This is a genomic window from Chimaeribacter sp. YP20170169 (assembly GCF_056739715.1).
This window is the reverse complement of the sequence record NZ_CP176824.1, coordinates 2,609,229-2,631,305: the sequence shown is the minus strand read 5'-3', so window position 1 is coordinate 2,631,305 and position 22,077 is coordinate 2,609,229. Positions and strand designations below refer to the sequence as shown.

18 protein-coding genes are annotated in these 22,077 nt (G+C 57.5%); 8 read left to right on the top strand and 10 right to left on the bottom strand.

The features are described 5' to 3' along the window. The first annotated feature begins 5 nt into the window (after nucleotides 1-5). From ACK3SD_RS11900 to ACK3SD_RS11880, 5 genes are all read left to right on the top strand, one after another. Nucleotides 6-1,679 (top strand): polysaccharide biosynthesis/export family protein, encoded by a 1,674-nt coding sequence (locus ACK3SD_RS11900; RefSeq protein ID WP_481127545.1) that lies wholly within the window; start codon nucleotides 6-8, stop codon nucleotides 1,677-1,679. Nucleotides 1,680-1,713: 34 nt separating this feature from the next. Next, nucleotides 1,714-5,184 carry an HAD family hydrolase gene (locus ACK3SD_RS11895; protein ID WP_481125624.1) on the top strand — a complete coding sequence of 1,157 codons (3,471 nt, stop codon included), beginning with the start codon at nucleotides 1,714-1,716 and terminating at the stop codon, nucleotides 5,182-5,184. Between the two features lie 12 nt (nucleotides 5,185-5,196). After that, a complete protein-coding gene (locus ACK3SD_RS11890) occupies nucleotides 5,197-5,874 on the top strand; it encodes an acyltransferase (protein ID WP_481125623.1) in 678 nt (225 codons plus the stop codon). A 113-nt stretch (nucleotides 5,875-5,987) separates the two neighbouring features. Continuing rightward, nucleotides 5,988-8,033 (top strand): capsular polysaccharide biosynthesis protein, encoded by a 2,046-nt coding sequence (locus tag ACK3SD_RS11885; RefSeq protein WP_481125622.1) that lies wholly within the window; start codon nucleotides 5,988-5,990, stop codon nucleotides 8,031-8,033. Nucleotides 8,034-8,048: 15 nt separating this feature from the next. Continuing rightward, the gene (locus tag ACK3SD_RS11880) at nucleotides 8,049-9,320 is read left to right on the top strand and encodes a capsule biosynthesis protein (protein WP_481125621.1); all 1,272 of its coding nucleotides are present in this window, start codon (nucleotides 8,049-8,051) and stop codon (nucleotides 9,318-9,320) included. An 11-nt stretch (nucleotides 9,321-9,331) separates the two neighbouring features. Here ACK3SD_RS11880 and ACK3SD_RS11875 read toward each other — a convergent pair whose 3' ends face one another. The 5 genes from ACK3SD_RS11875 to rhtA form a co-directional block, all read right to left on the bottom strand. Further along, nucleotides 9,332-9,997: an ABC transporter ATP-binding protein gene (locus tag ACK3SD_RS11875; protein ID WP_137763745.1), complete on the bottom strand. Its 666-nt coding sequence runs from the start codon at nucleotides 9,995-9,997 to the stop codon at nucleotides 9,332-9,334. Continuing rightward, the gene (locus ACK3SD_RS11870; RefSeq protein ID WP_137763744.1) at nucleotides 9,994-10,770 is read right to left on the bottom strand and encodes an ABC transporter permease; all 777 of its coding nucleotides are present in this window, start codon (nucleotides 10,768-10,770) and stop codon (nucleotides 9,994-9,996) included. The genes ACK3SD_RS11875 and ACK3SD_RS11870 overlap by 4 nt, the downstream gene beginning before the upstream one ends. A 515-nt stretch (nucleotides 10,771-11,285) precedes the next feature. Further along, complete coding sequence (dps, locus tag ACK3SD_RS11865) at nucleotides 11,286-11,789, bottom strand: DNA starvation/stationary phase protection protein Dps (RefSeq protein WP_137763743.1); 504 nt, start codon at nucleotides 11,787-11,789, stop codon at nucleotides 11,286-11,288. Nucleotides 11,790-12,232: 443 nt separating this feature from the next. Then, on the bottom strand, nucleotides 12,233-13,009 hold the full coding sequence (gene tam / locus ACK3SD_RS11860) for a trans-aconitate 2-methyltransferase (protein WP_481125620.1): 777 nt from the start codon (nucleotides 13,007-13,009) through the stop codon (nucleotides 12,233-12,235). Between the two features lie 48 nt (nucleotides 13,010-13,057). Next, nucleotides 13,058-13,861 (bottom strand): threonine/homoserine exporter RhtA, encoded by an 804-nt coding sequence (rhtA, locus tag ACK3SD_RS11855; protein WP_481127544.1) that lies wholly within the window; start codon nucleotides 13,859-13,861, stop codon nucleotides 13,058-13,060. A 442-nt stretch (nucleotides 13,862-14,303) separates the two neighbouring features. On the opposite strand from rhtA, the gene ompX reads away from it, so the two are divergent. Next, nucleotides 14,304-14,837 (top strand): outer membrane protein OmpX, encoded by a 534-nt coding sequence (gene ompX / locus ACK3SD_RS11850; RefSeq protein WP_137763740.1) that lies wholly within the window; start codon nucleotides 14,304-14,306, stop codon nucleotides 14,835-14,837. A gap of 77 nt (nucleotides 14,838-14,914) precedes the next feature. On the opposite strand, the gene ACK3SD_RS11845 is transcribed toward ompX, so the two are convergent. From ACK3SD_RS11845 to ACK3SD_RS11835, 3 genes are read right to left on the bottom strand one after another with little or no spacing between them, the layout of a single operon-like run. After that, entirely contained in the window at nucleotides 14,915-15,673 is a 759-nt protein-coding gene (locus ACK3SD_RS11845; protein ID WP_481125619.1) for a molybdopterin-dependent oxidoreductase, read from the bottom strand. Further along, nucleotides 15,666-16,277 (bottom strand): cytochrome b/b6 domain-containing protein, encoded by a 612-nt coding sequence (locus tag ACK3SD_RS11840; RefSeq protein ID WP_481125618.1) that lies wholly within the window; start codon nucleotides 16,275-16,277, stop codon nucleotides 15,666-15,668. Before ACK3SD_RS11840 ends, ACK3SD_RS11845 begins: the two co-directional genes overlap by 8 nt. Before the next feature lie 18 nt (nucleotides 16,278-16,295). Further along, nucleotides 16,296-16,916 (bottom strand): hypothetical protein, encoded by a 621-nt coding sequence (locus tag ACK3SD_RS11835; RefSeq protein WP_137763737.1) that lies wholly within the window; start codon nucleotides 16,914-16,916, stop codon nucleotides 16,296-16,298. 160 nt (nucleotides 16,917-17,076) lie between these two features. On the opposite strand from ACK3SD_RS11835, the gene ACK3SD_RS11830 reads away from it, so the two are divergent. Further along, nucleotides 17,077-17,748, top strand: coding sequence for a heavy metal response regulator transcription factor (locus ACK3SD_RS11830; protein WP_137763736.1), 672 nt, complete (start codon nucleotides 17,077-17,079; stop codon nucleotides 17,746-17,748). Next, nucleotides 17,745-19,166, top strand: coding sequence for a heavy metal sensor histidine kinase (locus ACK3SD_RS11825; RefSeq protein ID WP_481125617.1), 1,422 nt, complete (start codon nucleotides 17,745-17,747; stop codon nucleotides 19,164-19,166). Before ACK3SD_RS11830 ends, ACK3SD_RS11825 begins: the two co-directional genes overlap by 4 nt. A gap of 18 nt (nucleotides 19,167-19,184) precedes the next feature. On the opposite strand, the gene ACK3SD_RS11820 is transcribed toward ACK3SD_RS11825, so the two are convergent. Then, entirely contained in the window at nucleotides 19,185-19,850 is a 666-nt protein-coding gene (locus ACK3SD_RS11820) for a DUF3142 domain-containing protein (protein WP_481127543.1), read from the bottom strand. A 23-nt stretch (nucleotides 19,851-19,873) separates the two neighbouring features. Further along, nucleotides 19,874-22,006 carry a PA5441 family protein gene (locus ACK3SD_RS11815; protein WP_481125616.1) on the bottom strand — a complete coding sequence of 711 codons (2,133 nt, stop codon included), beginning with the start codon at nucleotides 22,004-22,006 and terminating at the stop codon, nucleotides 19,874-19,876. Nucleotides 22,007-22,077: the final 71 nt, after the last annotated feature.

The following is a 22,077-nucleotide window of genomic DNA, read 5'->3' as shown; positions in this document are numbered from 1 at the left end:
ACGCCATGAAACTGTTTAACACCTTTGTTCTTGCCCTGATGTTGCCGCTGGCTCAGGCGCAGGCGATCTCCCTGACCGCCGATCCCTCCCTGACCGGCGCGGCACCGCTGCCGCAGGTGATCAGTGGCCAGACTGCCCAGCCCAAAAGCAGCAGCCAGTTTGACGACACCCCGCCCCCGGTGGTTCCGGCCCCCGCCAGCCGCATGTTCGGTGCCCAGATCTTTAGTGGCACCGGCGGCAACAGCGCCAGCAGCATCGGCTTTAACCCCAGCTACGTCATCGGGCTGGGTGACCAGATCCAGGTGCGGCTCTGGGGCGCTTTTAACTTTGAGGGCAGCCTGGCGGTAGACCCGAAAGGCAACATCTTCTTGCCTAACGTTGGCCCGATGAAAGTTGCTGGCACGCCGAACGGCCAGCTCAACAGTCTGGTTACCAGCAAAGTGAAAGAGGTCTATCAGGCTAACGTCAACGTCTACGCCTCGCTGGTGCAGGCGCAGCCGGTCAAGGTATTTGTCACCGGTTACGTCAACAACCCCGGCCTCTATGGCGGCGTGGCCTCTGACTCGCTGCTCTCCTACTTGAGCAAGGCGGGCGGGGTGGACACCGAGCGCGGTAGCTATGTGGACATCGAGGTCAAGCGCGGTAACCGTGTGCGCAGCCACATCAACCTGTATGACTTCCTGCTGAACGGCAACCTCAGCCTGTCGCAGTTTGCTGACGGCGATGTGATTGTGGTCGGCCCGCGCCAGCATACGGTCAGCGTGCAGGGCGAAGTCTTCAACAGCTATGACTTTGAGTTCCGCGATGGCACGCTGCCGGTCAGCGAGGCGCTGAGCTGGGCACGTCCAAAGCCGGGCGCCACCCACATGACCATTATCCGCCAGCAAGGCACCGTCAAACGCAGCGAGTACTACCCGCTCAGTCAGGCGAACGGCCGCTTCTTACAGGATGGCGATCAGCTGATTGTCAGCGCTGACCGCTACGCCGGCACCATTCAGGTACGCATTGAAGGCGCGCACTCCGGCGAACACGCGGTGGTGCTGCCCTATGGGGCCACTATGCGCCAGGTACTGGCGCAGATCCGCACCAACAACATGTCACAGCTTAATGCCATCCAGCTGTTCCGCCGCTCGGTGGCGGAGCGCCAGAAAGAGATGCTGGACCTTTCCCTGCAGAAGCTGGAGGAGGCGTCACTCTCTGCTCAGTCCGCTACGTCGGAAGAGGCCAACCTGCGGATGCAGGAGGCGCAGCTGATCAGCCGCTTTGTTGCCAAGGCGCGCAACGTGGTGCCTAAAGGGGCGGTGGTGCTCAATGAGAACAACCTCGATCAGGTGATTCTGGAAGATGGCGACATTATCAACATCCCGGAGCGCACCTCACTGGTCATGGTGCACGGCGAAGTGCTGTTCCCGAATGCCGTAGCTTGGCAGAAAGGGCTGTCGCCGGAGGATTACATCGCCAAGGTTGGGGGCTTGACCCAGAAGAAGGGCAACGCGAAGGTCATCGTGATCCATCAAAACGGCGAAGCGGATGACGCCGACAATGTTGACACCCTGCAACCGGGCGATGAACTGATGGTGCTGCCGAAGTTTGAATCGAAGAGCATTGAGGTCACCCGTGGCATCTCGACCATCATTTACCAGATCGCCGTCGCCGCCAAAGTTATTTTGACACTGTAATAAACTACGCTTGAGTAAAGGATATTAGTAACAGATGAACGTATTGATTTGGAACTCACCATGGATTGCACAGGGCGATATTCTTTTTTATAAGAATTGTTTTGTGAAGCACTTGGTGCCTCAGGCAAATATGTTACTCAGCATTGGCCACAATGTAAGTGTCGTCACGCATGATTTGATCAGCGATGAAGCAAAAAAAATCAATGCGAAAGCTTGCATCATTAATCTGTCACTTTCTGACGTGATTGGCATGGTAGGAGTACTTTCCGACCCTTCACAGGCGTTGTATGCCGATGCGCAGGGTGAAAAAACTGCGGCCATCCAGGCCGGGCTGGAAGGGCGGCTTGACGACCATTACGATCTGATTTTAGTGTGGGAAACGCCAGTGCCATTCCTGGAGGCCCGTTACCCTGATGCACTGGTGGTACACCAAATGCCAGGTGCGTTCTGCCGGGCGCCGTTCCCTCATATGGTGACATTCGACCCAATCGGCCTTTACAAACAAGGCTCCCTGTACCGCTATTTTGATCAGATTGTGGCGGCAGGCAAAGGTTATAGCGTAAATAGCCCGGCCAGCCAGTTTACCTCCAGCGTAAAAGAAGCGATTGCCCAAGTTTCCCCGTTTAGCCCGCAGGATTTTGACCCTAAAGGGCAGTTCCGCAACCTAGCACTGCTGCCGCTGCAGACGAGCGGGCACTACGCTTTTCTGGCCGATACGCCCTATATCTCGCAGGCGGACTACCTGGTCGACGTGTTGAGCAAAACGCCGTCAGATACCGGGCTGGTAGTCACGCAGTATGTGACGCCGCGGGTAAAAGATACGGTTCTGAGCAATGATGTGCTGCATGCGCTAAAACAGCAGTGGCCGAACCTGATCTTCGATGAGAAGTTTGACCAGATCAACAGTATCTCCCAGTACATTCTACCGGCGGTGGATCAGGTGATCAGTTGCTCTTCATCGATCGCTTTGCAATCAATGATCTGGAATAAAGAGATCATGGTGCCGCATGAAACCTTTATCCGCCCGCTCTCTGCAGATGTGCTGGCTGAAAAAGGACTAGAGCGCCGCCACGCTTATGCATCGGTGCTGGATTTCATTATTAACCGCCAGCAGCCACTGGCGCAGAACATCCTGACCAATAAACACTTCTTCTCCACACTGATTGAGGACATGGTCGCGCGCAAGCAGTCCGGCAAAACCGGTCTCGATCTGTTCGCCAATTTCACTGACATCGACCCAGATTACCACCAGAAACTGCATGACCAATTCAATATCGGCCGTGCAGCCCGTGATATCGATCAGGCTAACAGCGCTCTGGCGGCACAAAATGCGGATGCCCTGAAGCTGGATCGCATTATCCGGCGTGAAGGGGTAGAGCATATTACCTTTGATGTGTTTGATACCCTGATTGACCGGCCGGTAGAAACTCCGGCAGATGCCTATAAGTTCCTGGAAACCAAGGCGTTGCAGCTCAGTAACGGCCTGACCGAGGATTTCTATAAAGTACGTCTCATGGCTGAGGTAGAAACCCGCGCCAATAGCAATGCTGGCGAAATTACTCTGGATGAGATCTATCAGGCGATTGCCACCCATTATCAGCTGGATGACACCCTGACAACCCGCATTAAACAGGCGGAAATTGAGCTGGAGATTGGGCTTATCCAGACGCGCCCGGCCGGTAAACGTCTGTGGGACACCGCGATGCGCTCTGGCAAACCGGTATCCATTATCTCCGATATGTACCTGCCAGCTTGGGTTATTGAGAAGATGCTGGAGAAAGCGGGCTATCAGGGTTATCAGAAACTCTATGTATCCAGCGAATATGGCGTTCGTAAAAAAGAGGGTGGCCTGTTTGACCTGGTACTGGCAGAGCTGGATGTGCCGCCGGAAAAAATTATCCATATCGGTGATAACGCAGCGGCAGATATCGCAATGCCGAAGGCGCGCGGTATGCTGACCTTCCGCCTGATGCGTGCCCTTGATCGGATGCGCGGCAACCGCTATTACAAAGAGATTTTCCACCCACGCCGCGGTGCAGGTGAAAAACCGCGCAGCATTATCGCGGGTCTAATCGCCACTAAGCTGTTTGATATGCCAGCGGGTGACGAAGGGGAAGATACCATGTTTATGGGCAGTGCTTATAACCTCGGTTATGCAGCGATTGGCCCGATGCTGGTAGGGTATATGCAATGGTTGACGCGTCAGGCGCAAAAAGCGGGATTAGGTCGGCTCTATTTCCTGTCACGCGAAGGCTGGGTACTGAAGCAGATCTATGATGCTCTGAACAAAGATAACCTGCAGGCCGTTCCAAGCCACTACCTTTACTCGTCACGCCGAGCGGTACGAGTTGCGTCAATCCGCAGCCGTAACGACATTCTGAACGTTGCATCGCAACCTTATAGTGAAGGGGTCACAGTTGGGCAGCTGCTCAGTTACCGGTTTGGTTTATCTGCCGAAAATATTGATGCAGAGGTGCTATCTGGTTTCGGATACCTAAGTTGTGATGAAAAGCTGGGGATCACCAGTGCAGATAAAGTGCGCTTTAGCCGCCTTTGCCAAGCGCTAGACGCTGACATCCTGGCGCAGGCAGCCCATGAGCGCGATGCCTATCTACGCTATCTCACTGAAGCAGGCCTGATGGATAATAAGGAAGCAGGGATTGTAGATATTGGTTGGAAAGCTAACATGCAAGGATCGCTGGGCGCGTTATTGGGCAAGCGCCTGCATGGTTACTACTATGCGACTTTGCAGGGAGCAGAAGTCTGGCTGGCGAAAGGGCAGCATCTGAGCGCCTATGCTGGTGACTTCGTGACGCTGGAAAACCGTAGTTCAGCAGTCAATAATCGCCATCTGGTAGAGTTCTTGACTTGCCACATTGAGCGTAGCCTGGTCTCTATGAGCGTGGACTCGGCTGGGAGTTTGGTGAGGACTTACCGTGATGAACCAAACCATGCCATGCGCGCCAAGCTAATCGACGATGTGCATAATGGTGCGATCTGCTTTGCCCGCGACATTTCTACCCGTTTCGGCGCACTGGCGCAACAAGCCTATATTGACTGGACGCTGGCAGAAAAAGTCTTCTCCTATTTTGTTAATAGCCCGGCAGAGTTGGATGCGCGTCTCCTAGTGGGGCAGAGTTTTGAAGATTCCTTTGGCGGTATCAGCAAAAAATTTGTCATCGGTAGCCGTGCCGATCAGCTCTCTGTCTGGAAAAAAGGCGAAGAGGTGATCTACCCAAAAGTTAAACCTGCCCCAGCGAAAGCTATCGCGAAAACAGCCGCGCCAAAACCTAAGGTCATTACACCGTCGCTTAATACGAAACCGCAGCTCTCACGCCAAGTGCCGGTGCCACGCATCTATACCGGGCTGGAAAAATTGATGTTTACGCTGTTCCTGTCGAAACGGAAGTACAGCAAATATCTCAAAGACCGTGACCTATTCTTTACGGATACAAAAGTGAAGATGCTCAGCCGCTGGTATGACATGACCATCCGCAGCGAATAAGGCAACGACACGATGAATATTCAGGATTACGGTTCAGGTAACGTGGTGCGTTTCCCAGAGGAAACGCCTCCCGTTATTAAAGAAAAATTCCAAATCACCTTCAAAGGCTCGAATAACAAACTCGTATTTGGCGAAGGAGTAACCGGCAAACGGCTGCTGGTGGATGTGAACGGTGATAACAACAAAATCTTGATTGGGAAAGCCTGTGTGTTAAACGGGGCGATCTCTATGAAAGGGGACAATAACACCGTCAACATTGGCAAATTTACTACCATGGTTTCCGCCCGAATTGAGTGCGAGCATGGCACTGCCATCACGTTAGGCGTCGACTGTATGCTATCGAAAGATATCGTCATCCGCTCAGGTGATAGCCACTCGATTATCGATCTGAAAACTGGAGAGCGAATCAATTACAGCGCGTCAGTGGAGATTGGCGACCACGTCTGGATCGGCTATGGCGTCAGCATTGGTAAAGGTGCGGTAGTGCAGCGTAATACCATTATCGGTACTGGCTCTTTTGTAAATAAAAACATTACTGAAGGCAACGTAATCCTTGCGGGCACGCCAGCTAAAGTAGTGAAGCGCGATGTAATTTGGGACCGCCGCTATCTTACGGGGCCAATTCCCTCTTCTCATTTGGAGGCTCTGAAAACGCGTTTTATGTTTGATGAGAGTCTGCGCATCGGCTAATCCAGCGCACTTTTCACCTCCAGAACAGTTCTCCTATACAGCTCCCTGGCCGCCCGGCCGGAGGGCTGCTTTGGGTGCAGTATAGGCAATGGCGTAAACGTGCAGGCAAACAGATGATCGGTATCCATTCAGCAGGTATCCGGCGTATTCCGGCGCTGGGCAATTTTTTGCGGCAAGCCTTTTGTCCGCTCTCTCTTTCACGCCGGTCGGCCGAAGGGCTAACCGCTGTGGCTGTCTGGGGGCAACGGCCTACGGCCCGACGGCCAGCGGCTTGGGCAGCACGGCACGGCATTCCTTTGCTGCGGTTGGAGGATGGCTTTATCCGCTCGCTGGGGCTAGGCGTCTCTGGCGATCCACCACTTTCGATGGTAATGGATAGCCTCGGCATCTATTACGACGCACGCCAGCCTAGCACGTTGGAACAGCTGATCCAGCAGCGCACGGATGATCCCGCGCTGATAGCGGCAGCCCAACAGGCGATGGCGTTTATCGTTGAACAGGATATCTCCAAATACAATCAGGCCGCACCGTTCACAGGTCGGATACCGACCGAAGGGGCGGTGCTGGTTGTGGACCAGACCTTTGGAGATATGGCCGTGGCCTTTGGCCAAGCTGGCGCAGAGGATTTCACTACCATGCTCTCTGCGGCGATAGCTGAGCACCCCAGCGCCGAGATCTGGGTCAAAATTCATCCGGATGTTTTGAGTGGCAAGAAGGGCGGCTATCTGGGGAAGGAAGCCTTACTTGCAGCTACCCGTAATAAACGGGTCAAACTGCTGGCACAGGATGTCAGTCCACAGTCACTGCTACGGCACGTCAGTGAGGTCTACGTTGTGACCTCTCAATACGGGTTTGAAGCTCTGTTGGCTGGGAAGAAGGTACATTGCTTTGGGCAGCCTTGGTATGCCGGCTGGGGCATAACAGATGACCGCCATCCAGAGGCAACAGCCCTTCATGCCCGGCGCGGTAGTGCCACGCTGATGGATCTTTTTATCGCCGCGTACCTGCGTTACAGCTGCTATATCAATCCAGTGACAGGAGAATCGGCGACCCTGCAAACCGTGCTCTACTGGCTAATGGCGGCCAGGGAATACCGGAAAAGCCGCACTGGCACGCTCTATGTGCCGGGCCTGAGTATATGGAAAAAAAGCATTCTGCATCCTTTCCTGCACAGTGACGGTGCTTCGATTCGTTACTGTGGACCCAAACCACAAGGAAGCGCCTGCGTGGTATGGGGGATAAAGGGAGAGCGTCGCTGGCAGGCACAGGCTGAGCAGTCCGGGCTGGTGGTGTGGCGAATGGAGGATGGCTTCTTGCGCTCTTCTGGACTAGGGTCTGACCTTTACCCGCCGCTCTCACTGGTGCTCGACAAGCGCGGTATTTATTACGATGCCACTCGTCTGAGTGACCTGGAAGTCTATTTCACCACCCAATCGGTAACTCTCGCACAACAGCAGCGGGCGCGGGCGCTGCGTACCCGCTTAGTGGCTGCGAAGCTCAGCAAATATAATCTTGGTGCCCCCTTTGCCTTACCGCTAGAGGCTGCTGGTAAGCAGGTGCTGTTAGTACCAGGGCAGGTTGAAGATGACGCCTCCATTGCGACAGGAGCATTGGGCATCGCCACTAATGAGGCACTCTTAGAGACAGTACGTACGCGCAATCCAGATGCGTTCATTATTTATAAGCCACACCCCGATGTACTGGCTGGTAACCGCCGCGGCCACATTGACGTCACGCTGATGGAGCAACTGGCAGACCAGATAGCAGAGGATGCCGATATCATCGATTGCATTCATGCCTGCGATGAGCTGCATACTCTGACTTCGCTTGCCGGTTTTGAGGCTCTTTTGCACGGCAAAAAAGTGTTTTGCTATGGGATGCCTTTCTATGCGGGGTGGGGGTTGACGGAAGATGCTCTAACTCTTGAGCGGCGTACCCTGAGACTGTCATTGGATGCACTGGTTTACCACACGCTGATCAGTTATCCCACCTACATCCATCCACAACGGCGCCAGCCAATGAGCGCTGAACAGGCAATCGACACTATAGAAATGATGCCGCGTGCCGATATGTCTATTGGTGATAAAAAATTCAGCACTCTGAGGCGCCAATACCGCAAGGCCCTGATGTTGATAAAAGTTAAGTTAAAAATTTTATAACTTATTTGAGTAGTTATGGAAAACACAGCGCTTCAGACCCTGCTTGCAGGAAAAAAATATCTTTTACTGCAAGGCCCGATGGGTCCCTTTTTCAGTGACATGGCAAACTGGCTGGAAAGCATGGGGCGGGAAGCCGTCAATGTCGTCTTTAATGGCGGTGACGAGCACTATTGCCGCCACCGTAATCCCTTGGTTTACCGCAAGACGCCTGATGAGTTTGCTTCATGGTTGAGAGAGCTTTATCGGCACTACCCTTGCGATACTATTCTCTGTTTTGGTGACTGTCGCCCTCTACACCGGGTAGCGGCACGTTGGGCAAAATCCAAAGGTATCCGTTTCCTGGCATTTGAAGAGGGTTACTTACGTCCGCACTTTATGACGCTGGAGCAGGGCGGCGTGAATGCGCACTCTACATTGCCGCGGGCCGCAGAATTTTACCGAGCACTACCGGAAGCGGCCCCGCTGGTAGTTGATGTGCTTTCGCCCTCATTTTCTCTGCGGGTGCGGCGGGCAATCGGTTACTACGCGCATGGCTGGCTGCGTCGCCATCGTTATGAGGCCTATCGCCACCATAAATCGTTCTCGCCTTGGTATGAGGCACGCTGCTGGCTGCGCGCTGGTTGGCGTAAACAGTGGTACCGGGTTCAACAGCGCGGAATAGTGCAACAATTATCGGGCAACTTAAGTCAGCGTTATTACCTCGCTATTTTGCAGGTATATAACGATAGCCAAATTCGTCATCACAGTCCTTATGAAGATGTCCGTGACTATATCAATGAAGTAATGCACTCCTTTGCCAAGAAAGCGCCAGCTTCAGAGTGGCTGGTGCTCAAACATCACCCTATGGATCGCGGCCACCGACTCTATGGGCCGTTAATCCGTCGTCTGGCCAGGCTATACAAAATAGAGGATCGGGTGCTTTATGTGCATGACCTGCCGATGCCGGAGCTGCTCACTCATGCCCGCGGCGTAGTAACTATTAACAGTACGGCCGGGCTGTCTGCGTTGATTCACCATAAACCTCTCAAGGTGATGGGCCGCGCACTTTATGATATTCGCGGATTGACCTTCCAAGGGCATCTTAACCAGTTCTGGGGCGCGGATTTTCAGCCGGATTGGGCCTTATTCGAAAAATTCCGCCACTATATGCAGCAGACCACCCAGATCAACGCCGTATTCTACGGAGAAAATCGGATACTGTTTGAATCACGGCATGTTGCGGGAGAAGAGGGGAGCCCGGTAGGGGCGGTATCCCTTAGACAGACGTCGGTGTTAGAGATGGAATAAAAAAGAGGGGCCTACAGCCCCTCATCCTGCTGGTACACTGTGATGGCCTCATCCACGGTGTCGTAATAGGTCACCTGGTTATCACGGCCGATAAATAGGGCGGCGTCGCAGTATTCACGCAGGCTGTTAAGGCTGTGGGAGACCATCAGAAAACTTGATTCGGCGTGACGTGCCTTGAAGAGTTCCGCACATTTCTGTTTGAAACGCGCATCGCCTACTGCCGTGACTTCGTCTACCAAGTAGTAGTCAAAACGGAAAGCCATGCTCAGGCCAAATCCAAGGCGCGATTTCATGCCGGAGGAGTAGGTCTTGATCGGCATGTCGAAATATTTGCCCAGTTCGGCAAACGCCTCTACAAAGGCCACTTTCTCTTTCAGCTCCGCCGCGGGGGCGTAGAGCCGCGCCACAAATTTTACGTTTTCTCGGCCAGTCAGACTGCCCTGAAAGCCGCCCGCCAGCCCTACCGGCCAGGAGATGCTTTTGCTGGTCACGACCCGGCCGCTGTCCGGGCGGTCGATGCCGCCGATCATTCGTAACAGTGTCGATTTCCCAGCGCCGTTGCGGCCTACTAGCGCCACGCTTTTGCCTTCAGGCAGTACCACGTTCAGATCTTTATAGACGTAGTGGCGGCCGGCCGGGGTGCGGTAGGATTTGGTCAGGTTCTCAATGGTGATCATGATGTCAGCATCGCCTCTTCGCGTACCCGGTAGAGCGCAAGCCCAATAAACAGTACCCCCAACGTGCAGATCGCCAGATAGCCCAGGCTGACGCCATCGCTAATGTAACCGGGCATCACTGCCTGGCGGCACAGTTCGACCACATGTACCAGCGGGTTCCAGAGCAGGTAAGGCCAGTACTCTTTGGGGATGCTGTGCAGCGGAAACATCACGCAGGAGATGAAATAGAGCGGCTTGATCAGAATCGGCAGAAACTTCTCTGTCTCAGGGAAGCTTTTTCCTACCACCATGAAAATCAGTCCGACACCGCTGGCAAACAGCACCAGCAGCAGCCAGACGCAGATCAAAGTGATCAGCTGTGTAATGGCAAACTGCTCGCCCAACAATCCGACGCCCAGCATCAGCACCAGATAGACCACGCCATAAATCACCAGCTCCAGCCCGGCACGCGCAATAATAGTGTCGATCGGTTTGACCGGGCGATAGTTAAACAGCCCTTGGTTGGCCTCTATCGCGCCAATTGAGCGGTTGCTGATGTTGCTGAAAATAAAGAACGGAATGATGCCGTTAATCAGAAATACCGGGAAGGAGATATCGGGCATAGTGCGGTGCATGATATAGCCGAATATCGCCAGCAGAATCACGATATGGGCCGCTGGTTCCAGCGCCGCCCAAAGATACCCCAGGCGATACTTACCGAATCGGGTTTTTATCTCGCGTAAAAAAAGCGCTTTTACTGCGGCTTTTTGTACTTCCAGTCCACTACGGGCCATGAAAAATCCATCAGATAATAAAAGGTGTCCATGCGCTGCCGCGCCCTACTGCAACCCATCAATCTGGGCGACGGGCATGATAGCAACACCGCCATGACAGGGCCGGATAGTGCGCAGCCATGCCGGTCAGAAGATAATAATTTGATTTAAGGTGGTGTAATGCGCAGATAAAGGCACCAAAATTATGGTTATTTACGCAACGGGTTCTGGAAACTGCGGGGCTATTATCCGGCGGGGTTCCATCAATACACCTAAACAAAGTGTGGCGCACGTTACAGGGAACACCGGAAGGGAGTAAAGATGCTTTGCGCTATCAATAATCATAAAATCATTCACTAGCCCTATCAATTTAAGATAAGTCTTAGGTGCTGTCTGAAATTAACTGTTTTTCATAAGCTTACAGATAGGCTGGAAAATAAAAAAGGCAACCCTGGGGGGTTGCCTCTCTGGCTGGCCTTGCAGGCCATCACGATCAAAGTGCTGTATAACAGCGCCGTGGCGCGGCGCTACGACAGTTACTCAATATTCGATTCAATGAACCACAGGAATTTATCTAGGTCGCGGGAAGCCGCTGTCAGGATGTCAGCGGTGTCTTCATCTTGCACCTGCGTAATCGCTTTGCGGGTTTCGTTCGCGGTCACCGCATAACGGTCTGCCAGCGCTTTGACATGCTCCTGCACACTGTGGATGTTGGTCGGGTAGCTTTTCAGCGGGGTCTGGTCATTGACCACCTGCACGGTGCCCAGTGCCACGCCGCCCAGCTGCACCACACGCTCTGCCATGGTGTCCTGGTGATCGGTGATGGTGGTACGGAAGCCGTCCAGCATCTCATGTACGCCGATGAAGTTGCCGCCGCGCATGTTCCAGTGCGCCTGTTTGGTGATCAGTGACAGATCAATAAATTGCGCGACCAGACGGTTCAGCACCCTGATGGTTTCCAGCTTGACGTTCTCGTCTACATCATTGCGCGTATAGAGGAGCTCAGAAGAATTGGTTTTTACCAGTTTAGCGGTACTCATGTCATTATCCTCTTGATTGTCGGTTGCTGACTCAATAGGGATTAAGTATAGCAGCCTTTCCCGATTCTGCCGGAAATGTCAGGTCAGTGTTAAAATAATCCCTGACGGCAGTTCCCTTCCCGGCGTGAGTAATTTTTTCGGCAGTGCCGTGTTGCTATAAATAAACCTAAGGGCGATGGAGGATGAATTCAAGGCCATGTCGGTAATTTTTTTATAGTTCGTTGATTTAAAATAAATTTTATAGGGTTTCTGTAGGGTTGGTGATTATTCATTGGTGGGGGATGAGAATGATAATCCGCTGTTTTAGGATTTCTCTTGCTTAGCGATGGATTTATTATGGCATGAAAAATAAATTCACTGATCTGTAACAAAAGATAACGTGTTTACGGCCAGAAAATTGGCCCGGCAGGACACGGAAAATAAACGCCAGGCCGGGCAGGGGGTTATATTTTTTTACGCGCGACGATAAACAGTCGCGGGAAGGCCAGAAGCACCCGGCCATCACGGCGGGTTGGGTAGGCGAGATCAATCTCCGACTGGTAGTGCTGGAGGAAGGTCTCCTGATCCACCTTATTGAGCGGCGCAAGGAAGGGGCGCAGACCAGTGGCGCGCACCCACTCCACCACCGACGCCGGGCTGGGCAGGCTATGGAAATAGGTGGTGCGCCAGATATCCACGCTCTCCGCCTCCGGGGCCAGCAGGTCATAGTACTCGCCAGCGCTCAGGATCTTCACCCGCCCGGCCGCTTCCGGCCCAATCTTCTCCCGCCATGCATCCCGCGCCGCCACTTCACGCATCAGGCGATGGGATGGCTCCTCGCGGTTGTCCGGCATCTGGATCGCCAGTGAGCCGCCGGGCGCCAGCAGCCCCATCAGCCGTGGCAGCAGGCTGGCGTGGTCATCCAGCCACTGTAGCGAGGCGTTGGCGTAGAGCAGATCCTGTGCCTGCGCTGGCTGCCAGGTAGCGATATCCGCCTGCTCAAACTGGCAGTCCGGCAGCCGGGTGCGGGCGCTCTCCAGCATGGTGCCGGAGTTGTCGATGCCCGTGATGGCGGCGTGGGGGTAGCGCTGCTTCAGCAGCTCGGTTGAGTTGGCTGGCCCGCAGCCCAGATCGGTGATGTGTTGCGCTGGCTGGCGGGCCACCCGCGCCAGCAACTCCTGCGCGGGCCGGGTACGTTCTGCCTCAAACTGGCGGTAAAGCGCGGGGTTCCACTCCTGCATACCATTCTCCTCGAGGATGCTGTTCCATGCCTTTCAGTATAGAGCGCCTCAGTGCGCCCGCTTCACCGTCATGGTGGCACCGGCAGAGGCGACAATGATGGCGCTCAACGCTAGCCACTGCACCAGCGTCAGGTGCTCATTCAAAAACAGGATGCCAGAGAGGGCGGCCATCGCTGGCTCCAGGCTCATCAGGGTGCCGAAGGTGCGCGCAGGCAGTTTGGTCAGCGCCACGATCTCCAGTGAGTAGGGCAGCGCGCTAGAGAGGATGGCGATAGCCAGCGCCACCGGCAGCAGGGCGGGGGCGAACAGCACACTGCCCGCCTGCATCACGCCAATCGGGCAGTAGATCAGCGCGCCAATCAGGGAGCCGGCGGCGACGGTGGCCGGGCCGTTCTGGCTCCCCGCCCGCTGGCCGGAGAGGATATAAATGGCCCAGCAGCCACCGGCACCCAGCGCATAGAGCGCGCCCACCGGGTCAATGGTGCTGGCGTCATGGCCGATTGGCAGCAGGAACCACAGCCCCAGCACTGCCAGCGCCACCCAGACGAAATCCACCGGCCGGCGTGAGGCCAGCATCGCCAGCAGTAGCGGCCCGGTGAACTCCAGCGCCACCGCCACGCCGAGCGGCACGGTGCGAATCGACTGGTAGAAGAGGAAGTTCATGCTGCCGAGCGCCAATCCATAGACCAGCAGCGGCAGGCGATTGCCCGCGTGGAGCTTCATCCGCCACGGTTTGAAAATAGCGACTAGAATCAGTGTGCCCAATCCGAGGCGCAGGGCGGTGATGCCCGATGCGCCGACGAGCGGGAACAGGGTTTTGGCCAGCGCCGCCCCGCCCTGGATGGAGGTCATGGCAATCAGCAGCAAACAGACCGATCCCCATACTGGGGCCGGGTTGGAGAGCGGCGGAACAGAGGCGGTGGTCTTCATGGTTTTCCTTATCAGCAGGGAAGCGCCCGTCAATGGGCCAAAACCTGAGTGTAAGGGAGGGGGGAGGGCGGCGGGAAGTGGAAAATCCATGTCTGCGCCCCTAAACCGTGGTTCAACGGGATGGTGAAAATCGTGCGAATGGTGACCAAATTTTTAGGATTTTTCTGTATTGGCGAAAAAGTTCAATAAGATTGTCTTATAATCTTCATAAAGAAAAATGCAGTAAAAAGAAGGCGATAGGTTGTATTGGAAATTTCCTGTTACACGATATTATGGCTTAGACACCTGAACTCGGGCAGAGTTTCCTACGGATTTTTGTTATATTTTAATCGTGAAGGTACTTAATTTCTCATTTGAGGTGGTTATGAAAAAAATTGCATGTCTTTCCGCTCTGGCTTGTGTACTGGCTGTAGGTGCAACTAACGCTTTCGCTGGCGAAAGCACCGTAACCGCAGGTTACGCGCAGGGCGACCTGCAGGGCGTAGTAAGCAAAGCTAAAGGCTTCAACCTTAAATACCGCTACGAGTTCGACGAGAGCCAACCGCTGGGCGTCATTGGTTCTTTCACCTACCTGGAGCACAACGATGATGTCTCTGGCGCATACCGCAAAGGCCAGTACTACGGCATCACCGCAGGTCCGGCATTCCGCATCAACGACTGGGCCAGCATCTATGGCGTCGTGGGTATGGGCGTAGGCAAATTCCAGAACAACGCCATCAACGCGGCAACCGCTGACGGCCGTGACAAAGAATCCTCCAGCGATGTAGGCATCTCCTACGGCGCAGGTCTGCAGTTCAACCCGATGGAAAACGTCGCGCTGGACTTCTCCTACGAGCAGAGCCGCATCCGCAGCGTCGATGTAGGCACCTGGATCGCAGGCGTCGGTTACCGCTTCTAAGCCATACCGCCTGGCCCCTCAGCCAGGTGTTATGCTGTGTCTATAAAAAATCCGCCCTCGGGCGGATTTTTTTATGCCTAGATGCCGCTGAACCAGTTGTAGCCCTGATCCTCCCAGTAGCCGCCGGGGTTGTCGTTGGTGACGCTGATCGCCGCGATGTGCTTGGCGTTTTTGAAGCCGAGCTTGGTCGGCATCCGTAGCCGCAGCGGGAAGCCGTACTCATCCGGCAGCGCCTGCCCATCGAAATCGAGCGCCAGCAGCGTCTGCGGGTGCAGGGCGGTCGCCATGTCGATGCTGGTGTAGTAGCGGTCGGCGCAGTGGAAGCCAACATACTTCGCCCGCGTGTCCGCGCCTACCCGTTGCAGCAGCAGCCGCAACGGCACGCCGCCCCACTGGCCGATGGCGCTCCACCCCTCAATGCAGATCAGCCGGGTGATCTGGCTGGCCTGTGGCATCGCCTGCAACCGCGCCAGCGTCCAGGGCGTTTTGTCCTGCACCTGGCCGCCCACCTCCAGCGTCCAGCTCGCCAGATCGACTGCCGGCACGTTGTACTCCGGGTAGAAGGCGTTGAACGGGAAGGGACGGGTGATCTCCGCTGGCGTGTAGGTCTGCGCCAGCTTCTGGCCGTGGAACAGCCACGCCTGCACCCGATCATTCCAGCGCGACATTGCCCACAACACCTTGTCAACGCTGTCGCCATCCTGCAAGTTGCAGCCGCTCAGCAGCGACACCGCACCGAGCGTCAGGCCGCCGCGCAGGAGCATACGGCGTTGCAGGTTGACCAACTGCTTGCGCTGGTCTGGCTCCAGCACCAGCCGCGTGCGCTTCTTACTCATCACTCATCTCCTTGCCGCCGGTGATCATGGCCGGCAGGGTTTTCGGCACCAGTAGCACCATCAGCACGTGGATCAACACAAACAGCAGCACGCCGCTCATGGCGAAGAAGTGGACGTAGCGCGCCACCGCGAACCCGCCCATCAGCGCCACCAGCCCGCTAAGCTGCACCGGTTTCCAGATTGCCAGCCCCGAGAGCACCAGCAGCGCGCCCAGCAGCAGCACGCCGAGGTACATCGCTTTCTGCACCGCGTTGTAGTGCCCTAGCCGGTGCGGCAGGCGCAGCGTCACCGCGCGCCACGTGTCCTGCCAGATGGCGCGAGGCGAGAGCGGCAACAGCGTGCGCCGCAGGTGGCCGCTGGCTATGCCCCACAGCAGGTAAACCAGCGCGTTGGCCGCCAGCAGCCACATCACCGCCAAGTGCCAGGCAATGGCGCCGCCAAGCCAGCCGCCCAGCGTCGCGCCGGGCGGGAAGGTGAAACCAAACAGCGGCGAGGCGTTGTAGATGCCCGAGCCGCTCATCACCATGGCGACCATCACCGCCACGTTGAGCCAGTGGCAGAGGCGTACCGGCCACGGGTGGGCCGGTCGGGAAGATCGGGTCATGATGCCCTCCTTGCGCCATTACATCGGCGGTACGATGCCATCCTTGCCCACGGAGATGCCGCGTGCCGCCAGCGAGCCATCGGCCTGCTTGTTGGCGAACAGCACCACGTGCGCCCCCGGCGTCAGCAGGCTGCGGTCGCCCGGTGCCAGCGTCACCACCGGCACGTCATCCGGCACGATCACCGTCTTCTGCTGGTCATGGTACTTCACGGTCAGGGTGCGGCCATTGGACTCCACCAGCTTGCCGACGGTGCCATTGGTCATGGTGTTGACCTTGCCATCCGCTGACTCAAACGGGTTGAAGCCCTCGCCGGAGCCGCGCAGGCTCGGCGCGAACACATGCACCTCCAGCGCCTTCAGGGTGCCGTCCGGTTGTGGCGCGGCGGCGGTGCCGATGAAGCTGTCAGGTTTGATGTCGCTGATCTTGCCGGTGGCGACGCTGTTGATTCGGGTCTGGTCGGTCAGGCCGACCTCCACTTTCGCGCCGCGGCGGTCGGTCAGGGTCAGGCTGTGGTCAGTCACCTGATCCAGAGTACCGCGCATCGGCTTGATGATGTCGCCCGCCGGGGCGGCGTGGGCCGCGCCGCTCAGGGCGAGGGCGGCAATCAGGGTAGTGGCGAGACGGGACAGGGTACGCATGGGATTCTCCTTGGCAAAAGCAGCCGGCGGCTGCGGGTTGACCTGACTACTGTGGCCGGAAAACCGGCACAGTGGGATGACCGTTGGATGACAATAATGTCATCAAAGCCGAGGGGCGAAACTGATAGACTCCAGTGATTAACCAGTGGGTGTGAATACGATGCGATTATTGGTTGTGGAAGATGACGCCAGCACTGGCGACTACCTGAAGAAGGGGCTGACCGAGGCTGGCTACTGTGTGGATCTGGCGCGCAACGGCACCGACGGGCTGTTTCTGGCGCTGGAGCAGGCGTATGACGCCATCGTGCTGGACGTGATGCTGCCGGGGCTGAATGGCTGGCAGCTGATGGAGGTACTGCGCAAAAAGCAGGAGACGCCGGTGCTGTTCCTCACCGCGCGCGATGACGTGCAGGACCGTATCCGTGGGCTGGAGCTGGGCGCGGATGACTATCTGGTCAAGCCCTTCTCCTTTACCGAACTGCTGCTGCGCCTGCGCACCCTGCTGCGGCGCGGTGCGGTGCGCGAGGCGGATGCCTACCAGCTCGCTGACCTGCATGTGGACGTGCTGCGTCGGCGGGTGACGCGCCGCGAGCAGCCGATCCTGCTGACCAACAAGGAGTTCATGCTGCTGCACCTGCTGCTGCGCCGTGAGGGCGAGGTGCTGTCACGCACGCTGATCGCCTCACAGGTATGGGACATGAACTTTGACAGCGACACCAACGTGGTGGACGTGGCGATCAAGCGGCTGCGCGCCAAGATCGACCGCGACTATGAGCCGAAGCTGATCCACACGGTGCGCGGCATCGGCTACGTCTGCGAGATCCGGCCATGAGGCGGCCGGTCTCCCTGACGCTGCGCAGCACGCTGCTGTTCGCGCTGGTGGCCTCGCTGGTGCTGAGCGCGGTGGGCGTCTGGCTCTACAGTGAGATGGCGCAACAGCTGGTGCGCCGCAGCGAGTACCAGGTGATAGGGCGGGTGCAGTACTTCCGCCACCTGCTGGCGGATGACTTCTTGCTGTCGCAGTTGCGCCACAACCCCGGCCTGTTTGAGAACATGCTCGGCAACGAGCACGATATCCTGCGCTTCAAGCTGCACGACGGCGAGACGCTGGTGGATGTCAACTCCGCCCGGCTGGTGCTGCCGCCGGTGGCGGCGCTGCCAGCCAGCCAGCCGCTGACGCTGGCGGCGGCCCACGCCAGCGAGACGCCAGACGGGGTGCCGCTGCGCTACGTGGTGGCGCAGGTGCGGCTGATGGATGGCCGCCTGCTGGAGATCACCGCCGCCCATGTGATGACCAACGAGCAGCACCTGCTGGCCGCCTTCCGCTGGTCGCTGGTGGGCGCGGTGGCGGTGGCCTTTTTGCTGATCGCACTGCTCGGCTATCTGGTGCTGCGGCGCGGGCTGCGACCGCTACGTCGGCTGGCGCGCGAGGTGGCGGCAATTCACCCGGCCAGCCTCAGCACCCGTCTGGATGAGGCAGGGATGCCGCGCGAGCTGCATTTGATGACCGGCGCCCTCAACGCGATGCTGGCGCGGCTGGCGGAGGGCTACCAGCGGCTGACGCAGTTCTCCGCCGACCTGGCCCATGAGATCCGCACCCCGGTCAACGCGCTGATGGGCCACTGCCAGGTGGCGCTCTACCAGACACGCAGCGCGGCGGAGTATGAGACGCTGCTGGCGAACAACATGGAGGAGCTGGAACGCATCTCACGCATGGTGGAGAACATCCTGTTCTTGGCGCGCGCCAGCGACGCGCAGGCGGGCGTCAAGCCGGTGCCGCTGTCGCTGGCGCAGGAGGCGCAGCGCATCTGTGACTATTTCGAAGGGGTGGCCGCCGAGCGCGACATGACGCTCCAGTGGCGCGGCGCGGGCGAGATCCGCGCCGATGGCCTGATGGTACAGCGCGCCCTGAGCAACCTGGTGGCGAACGCCATCCGCTACGGCGAGGCGGGCGAGATTGTGCTGACCATTGAGCCGCAGGCGGGTGGGGTGGCGCTGCACGTCGATAACCCCGGCGCGCCGATCCCGGAGGCGCAGCAGGCGAAGCTGTTTGACCGCTTCTACCGCGCCGATGCCGCCCGCAGCGACGGGGCCGCCAACGGGCTGGGGCTGGCTATCGTGCGCGCCATCATGGATCTGCACCAGGGCCGCGTCACCCCCGACTGCACCCTGCCGGGCCGGGTCAGGTTCACGCTCTGGTTTCCTGCTGCCGGTGGGCAGCAGGCGTTGAAAGGGGCACTACGGGGGTAAGGTCAGGCGTGGTGTGGGTTAATCGTTCACTAAAAACATCACGTTTCCCCGGTAATAGGCGGACACCGCCAGCCGTTGCTGCCAGTCAGCCGCCCAGTCGCCATGCTGGATAATGCCGATGCGAAACGGGAGTCTTAACGCCAGCAAGGCCGGTAGATAGTCGCGGTAGCGCGGCACGGTCTGCCGCCCCTGATAGGTCTGCACCACGATTTCATCAACCGGCAAGGTATTCAGTTGCCTGACATCCCCGGTGCTGGCCCAGTCCAGCAGGCCGGTAACGCTCAGCCCACATGCAGGTGGGAGATGCGAACGTACCCGGCGCAGGAACCCGGCATAACCCGCCAGCTGATAACTGCCTGCATCAAAATCGATCTGGATGCCTTTTACCCGGTTACCGGCGGCTTGCCAGCGGCGGCAAAGCCTGGCGAAGCCCGTCAATAGGGTATCAGGCAGCGCCAGCGTCTCCAGCCGGATCGTCAGCCACAGGGCAGGCACTTTTACCCGGCTGACCGGCAGGCCGGGATTCATCCAAACCGCGTTTCCCATCCGCTGAACGACCTCGCCCTGATAGAGATAAAGCTCTGTTGCCTGACGCAGCACCGGCTGTGGGCGCACACCTGCCCACAGCCAGAATGCCTGGTCGTTAGCCGCCGTGGCGCCGGCGCGCACGCCAGTCGCCAGCATCAGCAGGAGCAGTAACCCGGCCCTCACCAGTAATACTCAGTTTGCTGATCCCAGCGTGACCCCTTATACCCCCGTTTCAGCGCCTGGAACCACGCCTTCCGGGTCTCTTGCGGCACTTCATCACTGCCGCAATGGTTGTAACTGCTGGGTGCAAAGCAGTGGACGGCACGGTAAAGGGCGTAACTTTTGTCCTCTGGTTCAAGGCCCGGCATCTCAATCACCTGCCAATAGAAATCCAGCACGTCATGGGGTGTACCGGCAAAGGTGGCAGGTGCCTGGGTCAGTTGCCATTGCATTCTCCACTCCGGCGTATCATTAACCCTGAGGTCGGTGAGGCGGAAAAATTCGCCCATGCAGTTGAGGGCATGGCCATCGTGGCGATTTTTAGCCAGCGCTTCGGCGGTGGCGGTCAGCCCAGCACAGAAATAGCCCTCCTCAACGTCGCTGCCGTCCCAGTTGAACAGGCTAAGGTCGGTATCGGTCTCCGCCTCAGTCTCAGTCTGGCCGGCATCTGGCTTGCCCTCCGTCAGCCCGGCCAGCAGCGCCCGGTCTTGCAGGTAGTCCTGATAATGCCCATTGAGCAGGTCACGCGTCAGTAAAGTGTGTACCGCGATGATTCGCTCTTTCTCCGTCAGGCCGGAAACTGCCTGACGCCGCAGCACCGGCGCATCCGCGAGGCGCTTCAACACCAGCGCGCGGATGCGCAGGTTAGTCACCGGGCTGTCCGGTGCGAAGATTTTCCCCGGCTGTTCCTGGAAGGCCAGAGCATTGGCCAGCATCAGCTGGACGAAACGCTGCTGAATCGGTGTGATGCGGCGGGTCAGGAGATGCCGCCAGTGGGCCTCAGCCTGCGGCCACTTCTGCTGCTGATGCATGGCCAGCCCGCGCAGCGCCTGATGGCTGAACGCCAGCGTACTGGTCAGAGGTATCTCCCCGGCCGCAGGAATAGCCGCTTCCACCCCGGCGTAGTCCTGTTGCTGATAGCGTGACATTAACACCAGATAATGGCTGAAATCGGCGTGCTGCTGTTCAGTCAGGCGCGCCGGGATCAGGGTGAGTTCTTCTTGCGTCAGCGGGTGCTGGCGCGGGGTGCCATCCTCATGGGTACGCAGGCGGCGCAGGGATTGGATAAAGGTCAGGATGGGGCTTTCGTCATCACTGAGAAACAGCGGCTTGTCTTTGCGATAGTAAAAATATTGGCTCAATAAACGCTGATCCAGCTCATTACTCAAGGCGACCAGTTCCGGCATATCGCCTGCCTGATGCAGCGCCGCTTCGGCAGTTTCCGCCAGCTGCGGGAGATCGCCGGTTGTCCAATAGACGCGGCGGTAAAGCCCCTTCAGGGAGTGGAGCCAGCGCCCGTCCGGATAGGCAGCCTGATAGCGGTCGCCCGCCTCAATGGCAGCGGCGGCCGTGGCCTTGTCGCCGTAGCCTGGCCCAAAAAAGCCGTACTCATCCAGGGCGTTGGCGGTCAGTTTATTCAGGGCGACCCGGAACAGCATATAGTGCGCCGCCTCTGCCACCCAGGGCTGCGGGCTGGTAGTCAATGCACTGAAGCGCTGTTGCGCCTCGTCAAATTGCTGGGCGTAGAAGACGCCAGCCGCTGACAGGTAATCCGCCAGGGCCTGAGCGTGCGATCCGGCCGGGAACGTGGCCTCCTCGATCTTTTCCAGCGGATAACCGGCCAGCATTAACCGCTGATACGCCAGTTGCCGGCGCTGCGGCGGGCTCAGCGTGGTATCCGCCAGCAACGCCTGAATAAATTCACGTTCCGCGCGGTCATCTTCATGTATTACCGGCGTGGCGGTCTCTGGCGAAAGCTGGAGCCCCCACTCGCTGATCAACGCATGTAAAGGAATGACCGCGCCTGTTTCAGCGGGATCCGCTGCTGGGTTAATCAACGCAAACGGGTTGTCACGGCGTTCTGTGGCGCGCGTTGAGGAATCGGGGAAGGGCGCGCTCAAGCCTTTCAGGTCAGCCATCAGCATCACCAGGTTGGCGCGGGTATCATTATCAGCAGATAAAAACGGGTAAGCGTCAAGCTCACAGGAGGGGTACCAGAAGTCGCAGCCATCTTCATCCATGTCAAAAGAGGCCAGGGCCGGCTGGCCTGCCATTGCTGATAACAGCAACGCCAGAGAACACCATCGTTTCATGTTTCTTCCTTGAGAAAGCGGGATTGGAGGGCGAGCATACGTGGGGTCATAGCGGAACGGCATTGCGGCAT